We start from the raw sequence: 1,003 nt of genomic DNA, 5'->3' as shown, positions 1-1,003 counted from the left end.
TTTTAGTAGCACGCTCAAGACCCGAAGCGGAGTGATCTAGCCATGGGCAGGTTGAAGCGGCTGTAAGAGGTCGTGGAGGACCGAACCCACCAGGGTTGAAAACCTGGGGGATGACCTGTGGTTAGGGGTGAAAGGCCAATCAAACTCCGTGATAGCTGGTTCTCCCCGAAATGCATTTAGGTGCAGCGTCGTGTGTTTCTTGCCGGAGGTAGAGCACTGGATAGGCGATGGGCCCTACCGGGTTACTGACCTTAGCCAAACTCCGAATGCCGGTAAGTGAGAGCGCGGCAGTGAGACTGTGGGGGATAAGCTCCATGGTCGAGAGGGAAACAGCCCAGAGCATCGACTAAGGCCCCTAAGCGTACGCTAAGTGGGAAAGGATGTGGAGTCGCAGAGACAACCAGGAGGTTGGCTTAGAAGCAGCCACCCTTGAAAGAGTGCGTAATAGCTCACTGGTCTAGTGATTCCGCGCCGACAATGTAGCGGGGCTCAAGCGTACCGCCGAAGTCGTGTCATTGCAGTAATACTCCCAACGGAGGCTGTGATGGGTAGGGGAGCGTCGTCTGCCGGGTGAAGCAGCCGCGTAAGCGAGTTGTGGACGGTTGACGAGTGAGAATGCAGGCATGAGTAGCGATTCACACGTGGGAAACGTGTGCGCCGATTGACTAAGGGTTCCTGGGTCAAGCTGATCTGCCCAGGGTAAGTCGGGACCTAAGGCGAGGCCGACAGGCGTAGTCGATGGATAACCGGTTGATATTCCGGTACCCGCTGTGAAGCGTCAAACATCGAACCTTCTGATGCTAAGGCCGTGAAGCCGCCCCGGAGCCTTCGGGCAAGGGGGAGTGGTGGAGCCGCTGATCCAAGGTGGTAGTAGGTGAGTGATGGGGTGACGCAGGAAGGTAGTCCATCCCGGGCGGTGGTTGTCCCGGGGTAAGGGTGTAGGCCGTGATCCAGGTAAATCCGGGTCACTTGTGGCTGAGACCTGATGCCGAGCCGATTGTGG

1 rRNA gene is annotated in these 1,003 nt (G+C 57.5%); it reads left to right on the top strand.

Features of this window, described 5'->3' with window-relative positions:
- A 23S ribosomal RNA gene (locus ACIRVK_RS45595) occupies positions 1–1,003 on the top strand; the annotation flags it as partial.

It is taken from the genome of Streptomyces sp. NPDC101152 (genome assembly GCF_044768275.1).
Lineage (GTDB): Bacteria > Actinomycetota > Actinomycetes > Streptomycetales > Streptomycetaceae > Streptomyces.
The sequence above is the reverse complement of the archived record's forward strand: the minus strand, read 5'-3'. Positions and strand labels throughout refer to the sequence as shown.